Annotated in this window: 6 protein-coding genes and 2 pseudogenes; 5 read left to right on the forward strand and 3 right to left on the reverse strand. The window is 65.8% G+C overall.

Features of this window, described 5'->3' with window-relative positions:
• Window positions 1-81: 81 nt before the first annotated feature.
• Together C476_RS11430 and C476_RS11435 are read right to left on the reverse strand one after the other, a co-directional pair.
• Window positions 82-1,134 (reverse strand): annotated as a pseudogene (locus tag C476_RS11430) (amidase); the annotation flags it as partial.
• A gap of 57 nt (window positions 1,135-1,191) precedes the next feature.
• Entirely contained in the window at window positions 1,192-1,938 is a 747-nt protein-coding gene (locus C476_RS11435; RefSeq protein WP_049911774.1) for a proteasome assembly chaperone family protein, read from the reverse strand.
• Window positions 1,939-2,108: 170 nt separating this feature from the next.
• On the opposite strand from C476_RS11435, the gene C476_RS11440 reads away from it, so the two are divergent.
• Together C476_RS11440 and C476_RS11445 are read left to right on the forward strand one after the other, a co-directional pair.
• Window positions 2,109-3,020, forward strand: coding sequence for an RsmB/NOP family class I SAM-dependent RNA methyltransferase (locus C476_RS11440; RefSeq protein ID WP_008013040.1), 912 nt, complete (start codon window positions 2,109-2,111; stop codon window positions 3,018-3,020).
• On the forward strand, window positions 3,017-3,532 hold the full coding sequence (locus C476_RS11445) for a DUF7122 family protein (RefSeq protein WP_008013041.1): 516 nt from the start codon (window positions 3,017-3,019) through the stop codon (window positions 3,530-3,532). Before C476_RS11440 ends, C476_RS11445 begins: the two co-directional genes overlap by 4 nt.
• A 25-nt stretch (window positions 3,533-3,557) precedes the next feature.
• Here the strand turns inward: C476_RS11445 and C476_RS11450 are convergent, their stop codons facing one another.
• Window positions 3,558-3,902, reverse strand: a complete 345-nt coding sequence (locus tag C476_RS11450) for a cupin domain-containing protein (protein ID WP_008013042.1) — start codon at window positions 3,900-3,902, stop codon at window positions 3,558-3,560.
• Between the two features lie 137 nt (window positions 3,903-4,039).
• Here C476_RS11450 and C476_RS11455 point away from each other — a divergent pair, with 137 nt between their 5' ends.
• The 3 genes and pseudogenes from C476_RS11455 to C476_RS11465 form a co-directional block, all read left to right on the forward strand.
• Window positions 4,040-4,891 carry a triphosphoribosyl-dephospho-CoA synthase gene (locus C476_RS11455; protein ID WP_008013043.1) on the forward strand — a complete coding sequence of 284 codons (852 nt, stop codon included), beginning with the start codon at window positions 4,040-4,042 and terminating at the stop codon, window positions 4,889-4,891.
• On the forward strand, window positions 4,888-5,469 hold the full coding sequence (locus C476_RS11460) for a DUF447 domain-containing protein (RefSeq protein WP_008013044.1): 582 nt from the start codon (window positions 4,888-4,890) through the stop codon (window positions 5,467-5,469). The genes C476_RS11455 and C476_RS11460 overlap by 4 nt, the downstream gene beginning before the upstream one ends.
• 215 nt (window positions 5,470-5,684) lie before the next feature.
• Window positions 5,685-5,993 (forward strand): annotated as a pseudogene (locus C476_RS11465) (cation:proton antiporter domain-containing protein); the annotation flags it as partial.
• Window positions 5,994-6,080: the final 87 nt, after the last annotated feature.

Here is a 6,080-nt window from a genome sequence, read left to right on the forward strand (position 1 = left end):
CGCTCGGAGAGATCGGGTCGGAACCCACTGCCGGTAGTTAGCCGGTATTCCCCTGCAGGGAAGCCGCGCCGTTCACGGCGCGGAGGATGTCACGACGCCAGTCGCGTACGGTGCCATCGCTGCCTCACTGAGTTCGGCCATGGTGTAGCCGTGATCAACGTCGACTGGCTCGACAGTCGCACCGGCGGCCGCGAGCGCGTCGACCGCGTCGTCGACGACCGTCTCGACGGCCTCGGTCACCGGGAAGACGTCGAGATTCGGGCTGTACGCGATGCGATAGTCGTCGACCGATCGCTCGAGCGCGCCGCGATAATCAATATCGACGGGAACGGCGTTCGGATCGGCTGGATGCGGCCCGGCCATCACTGACAGGACCATTGCGGCGTCTTCGACGGTCCGGGTTATCGGTCCCGGGGTCGTGTGCTGGGTCTCGCGACCGAAGGCGTTCGGTCTGCGGTCGTCGGGCACTAACCCGAAGGTCGGCTTGAACCCGTAGATGCCGCAGGCGGCGGCCGGAATGCGCACCGACCCGCCCGCATCGCTGCCCGTCGCGATCGGCGTCATCCCGGCGGCGACCGCCGCCGCCGACCCACCTGAAGAGCCACCGGCGTTCAGGTCGGTGTCGATCGGCGACGCCGTCGCGCCGATCAGTTCGTTGTCGGTCGTCCCCTTGTGGCCCAGTTCCGGGGTGTTCGTCTTCCCGATCACGATCGCACCGGCATCCTCGAGCCGTTCGACGATTGCTGCTGTCCGATCGGCGACGTGATCCGAAAAGAGCGCCAACCCGTACGTGTGACGGACGCCCGCTTTCTGTGCGCCGAGGTCTTTGAGCGCTACCGGCACGCCGTAGAGCGGCCCCACGTCCTCGCCGATCTCGTGGGTCACTTCGCTCCCCGCGTGACTCACCGACGCGCGTTGTTCATCGCGCTCCTCGAGCGCACGGTCGGCGTCCGCGGCTTCCTCGAGCGACGCGTCTCGACAGACCGTGACGAAGGCGTTGATATCGTCGTCGCAGGCGTCGATTCGATCGAGGTGGGTTTCGACTGCCGCGGTTGCCGTAACGTCGCCGGTTCGGATGCGAGCCGCGAGCGCAGTCGCAGACAGTCGCGTAAGCTCAGAGTCGCGTCGTGCCATGCACCTAGAACGATATGCGAGCGAGATAGGCGTTGTCGTGATCGTCGTGACCAGCAGCTATTGGTACATCCGCAATGGCTGGGCCTGCGAACTCTCCTCCTGTGCGATCGCCTGCATCTGCTGAGCGAGTTGTTCCCGCTTCGCCCGGATCTCCTCGGCGCTCGTGACAAGTTCTTCGACGTCGACCTCGAGTTCGGCGAGCGGTTCGATCCCCTCCTCGAGTAAGACGCTTGCGGCTCTGGGATCGGGGAACTGCGGATTGCACTCGACGACGAGGCCGAGGCTGTCGATGTCGTCCCGGGCAGCGCTGTTTATGAGCGCCCCCGTCGGGCCGGTGATGACACCGTCTTCGGGCGGCACCGCGATATCGGCTTCCTCGAGGCGCTCCTCGCCGTCGCCGGTAGCGATACCGTAGAGGTCGCGGCTCTCTTCGTCGTCGAGGTCGGCCGGAAGGCCGCTGAGATAGATCGGTGTCACATCCTGTTCGACGATCCAGTTGGTCAGACAGTCGGCAATGTCTTCGACCGCAGCGGCGCTGATCGGCGCGTCGCTCCGGAGCGCGAACAGGTCGCGGGCCTCGCTGACGTAGAGTCGCACCGGCGGCTTGACACCACGCTCGCCGCCGCGATAGATCCCGATCCGGGGGAGTCCCGCACAGTGGACGCTCGCGTAGTAGCGCATGTCGAGGTGCTCGATGAGGTGATCGGTCGCGATCTTGCCGACGAGGCCGACGCCGGGAAGTCCCTCGACGAGCGTCGGGTTCTCGAGTTCCGCTTCCGGCCCCCGCAAGCGAATTTCAGCCATACACAGACGGACGCGCGTCATCCGCATAAAATCGGCGGAATACGGCCTCAGTTTCCGTCTCCGCCTCTGTGGCTCGTCTGTGGGGGCGACCACCATCGGCGACGTTGACGGTGTGGTCGCTGCCGAACGCTTCGAAACCCACAAGCGCCGGGCACTCGAACGCGCGGCCAATGGAGCCATTCGAGCGGTATCGATCGATCATCGACGATTTCGACGTCTTTCTTGCGGCCTGCAGGCGGCCGCTCGGCAACGCCGTCCGCATCAACACGATCAAGGCCTCGGTCGAGCGAACTCTCGCGGCCCTCGACGAGGAGGGTGTCGGCTACGAGCAGGCCGACTGGAACCCGCGCGTCTTGACCCTCGAGACCGACTCGCCTGGATCGACGTGGACCTCCTTTCACGGCTTTACACACGGCCAGGAGGAGGTGTCTGCGGTACCGGCAGTCGTCCTCGATCCCCAACCTGGCGAACGGGTCTGGGACAGCTGTGCGGCACCAGGTGGCAAAGCAACCCAACTCGCGGCGCTGATGGATGACCGCGGGACGGTCGTCGCCAACGACAACAATCTCGGGCGGATCTCGGCGCTGCGATTCAACGCCGAACGACTCGGCGCGACCAGCCTCGCAGTGACCAACGCGGACGCGCGCAACTACTCGCTCAATCGCTTCGACTTCGACGCGTTCGATCGGACACTGGTCGACGCGCCCTGTTCCTGCGAAGGCACGATCCGGAAGAACCCCGACGCGCTCGACAACTGGTCGGAGGGCCACATCTCCTCGGTTGCAGGTATCCAGAAAGGGATCATCCGCCGGGCGATTCAGGCCACCCGCGAGGGCGGCACCGTCGTCTACTCGACGTGTACGTTCGCGCCTGAAGAGAACGAGGCCGTCGTCCAGCACGCCCTCGAGACCGAATCCTGTCGCGTCGTCGACTTCGACCTCGGCCTCGAGCACGCGCCGGGACTGACCGAGTGGGACGGCGAACCCTACGACGACAGCCTCGAAAAGGCGGCCCGGATCTATCCCCACCAGAACGACACCGGCGGCTTCTTCGTCGCGAAGTTGGAGGTGACCGCCGAATGAGTGACGACCACACGAACGACGGGCAGCGGTTCGATCGCCTGCCCGCAACCACAGCCGAGCGGACCGTCGAGGGGCGCGCGACGCGCGCGGCGGTCGTCGACTACTTTGCGGATCGCTTCGGGATTCCACCCGAGACCTTCGACGACTACACCTTCTGGGAAAAAGGCGCAGGCAAGATCTGGATCTACAGCGGCGACGCGCCGACGCCGCTCGAGATCGAAGCGATCGGCATGACCTGCCTGCGGACCCGACAGGAACACTGGAAGCCCACGACGGACTTCGTCCAGCGATTCGGCCGGCACGCGAGCGACTGCGTGATCGAACTCGACCGCGAGCAGGCCCGCCGGTTCGCAACCGGCGAGGACCAGGAACTCGAGTGGGACGGCGACTGGGGCTACCTCATCGCGGCTCACGACATCGCCGGCGAGTTGGAGCCGATCGGTATCGGTCTCTACGTCCACGGCGAACTGCGCTCGATGGTGCCGAAGGGCCGACAGCGCGACCTCGACTAATAACAATCAGGTCGACGCGACTGGCCTACAGCGGCGCGCCCACCAACACGAGTTTCGCGCGCACATCGCCGCGGTTGTGGATCTGTCGCGTTTCGCCGGGATCGAGTCGAATCACCTCGTCAGCCTCGAGCGTCACCGTCCCGTCGGCGTCGGGCAACTCGACATCGACCGTCCCTTTGACGACGTAGTACACCTCTTCTTGGCCCGACTCGGTCTCGTCGTGTTCCATTCCCTTGCCATCAGGCTCGAGTTCGAGGACGGTGATACCGAGTTCGTCCGTCTCGAGGGGTGCTTTGAGAAACCACATGCCGCCCCACTCATCGTCGATGACGGACTCGGGATCGGTCTTAGCTGCGATATCGTATCCCATATCTTGATCTCTTCGGTTCGAGCCTTAACTTCGGGGGCGCGGCCCGCCGTTGGGATCGGCGAGAGGCGGCGCGACGCGATTGGGCCGTACGCTCCAGTGTCCGACAGTATAAGCCACCACAGCACACAACGGGACGTATGCGATCGTCAGCGGCGAACGCGGAACTGGCGTTGCTTCTCGAGGTGGCGGGCACCCCCAAACCGGGCAACGTTGACCGCCAGCGAGACCTCGCGGAGCTACGATTCGAACACTTCCTCGCCGGTGCGGTTGGTGCCCGCGAGGGCCTCGAGTTGGCGGCCGACGGGGCTTCGGTCGGGTCGGCCTTCGAGCAGGCCATTGCAGGGATGGCCACACAGGAGGGCGACAACACGCAGTTCGGCGCGCTCCTATTGCTCGTGCCGCTCGTTCGGGCCGCCCGCGAGGACCTCTCCCAGCCCGTCGCCGAAGCCGTCGTCCGCGAGACGACCGTTGGGGATGCGGCGGCGTTCTACCGCGCGTTCGACCACGTCGATGTGGGTGTCGCCGATCCGCCGGCGGACATGGACGATCTCGACGTCCGCCGCGGCTCAGATGCGGTGTCGGCCATCGAAGAGCGCGGACTGACGCTTTACGAGATCATGGAGCGAAGCGTTCCGGGTGACGACGTCGCCCGCGAGTGGGTTCAGGGATTCGATCGCTCCTTTGGGGCGGCCCGGCGACTCGCCGACGCCGACGGCCCGCTGACCGACCGAACCGCGACAGTCTTTCTCTCCCTGCTCGCCGAACGCCCGGATACGCTCGTCGCGACGCGCCACGACGAGGCGACCGCACGGGAGGTGACCGATCGGGCCGGGGAACTGGTCGCGGCCGACGCCCTCGAGACGGACCCGGCTGCTGTCGAAGCCTTCGCTGACGATCTCGTCGAGCGCGGGATCAATCCAGGGACGACGGCCGATATCACCGCGGCCGGGCTGTTCATCGCCCTCGAGCACGAGGCGATTACTGTATGAGCGACGAGGGAACGCCGGCGGCGTGGCCCGTGGCCCTCTCGGGCGTGACCGAATCGGTCGTGACCACGCTGGGGCCGAACGGGCTGTGGAACGCCGCCCCGCTCGGCCTCCACGCCGGCGAGCACGTCACCGCGCGGACGTGGGGCAACACCCGCACGCGCCGGAATTTCCACCGGCAAGGCGAGGGCTACGTCCAGTTTATCGACGACCCCGTCGTCTTCGCTGACGCCGCCCTCTCGATCGTCGAGTTCGAGGAGCCGATCCTCGAGTCGGCGTGTGCCTGGGCCCGCGTGGTCGTCGAACAGGTCGACGCCGGCAGCGAAGGTGACACCGACTGGGAGGAGTGGGAGCTTCGACCATCCGAGTCGGGCGTCGAACGCGAAACGGTCCCGACGATCGACCGCGGGTTCGGAGCCGTCGTCGAGGCGACCGTCGCGGCATCGCGGCTCGAGGTCGCTGCGTACGACGACGCCGAGCTTCGGGACCGGTTGGCGTACTTCGAGTCTGTCGTCGACCGTGCCGGCGGCCCGCGCGAGCGGGAGGCGCTCGAGCGCGTCCGCGAACACTCATCATGGTGAACCGCCGCGGGTAGCGTGCCACTCGGGTGGAGTCTGGCGATAAACTGGCGGTGGCATCGGTCGGCTGGCAACGGCTTCGACGGGGCTGAAGGTTTTGTCAGTCGAAGTGATAGGACGTGGCATGTCGGTCGCGATGTCCGACCAGCGCGAGTGGATCGTCAGTTCGTCCGTTACGGTTCAAACGAAGCGTCACAGTCCGGGAGGTCGATGATCCGGTGTCGATCCACGTCGACCTCGAGCTCATCGCGCTCGTCGCGGCCATCGTCGGGTTCGGCACCGCAGCCCAGTTTCTCGCCGCGAAATACCGCGTTCCCAGCGTGTTGTTTCTCATTGTCGCGGGCATTACGATCGGCCCCGAGGGACTGGGCATCATCACGACCGAGACCTTCGGCGATTCGCTCTCGACGATCGTCGGCGTGAGCGTCGCGATCATCGTCTTCGAGGGATCGTTTCGACTCACGTTCGAGACCGTCCGAACCGCACCGCAGGCGGCCAAGCGGTTGATCACAATCGGTGCAGCGCTGCATCCGTCTTTAGTTAGGCGCAAAACCGCACGACAGCGGCGGCTTATCGGAGTTACTTTTCGGAAGGAATGAGGAGGCGGAAGATGT

Origin of the sequence: Natrinema limicola JCM 13563 (assembly GCF_000337475.1) — an archaeon.
In the GTDB taxonomy this organism is placed as follows: Archaea; Halobacteriota; Halobacteria; order Halobacteriales; family Natrialbaceae; genus Natrinema; species Natrinema limicola.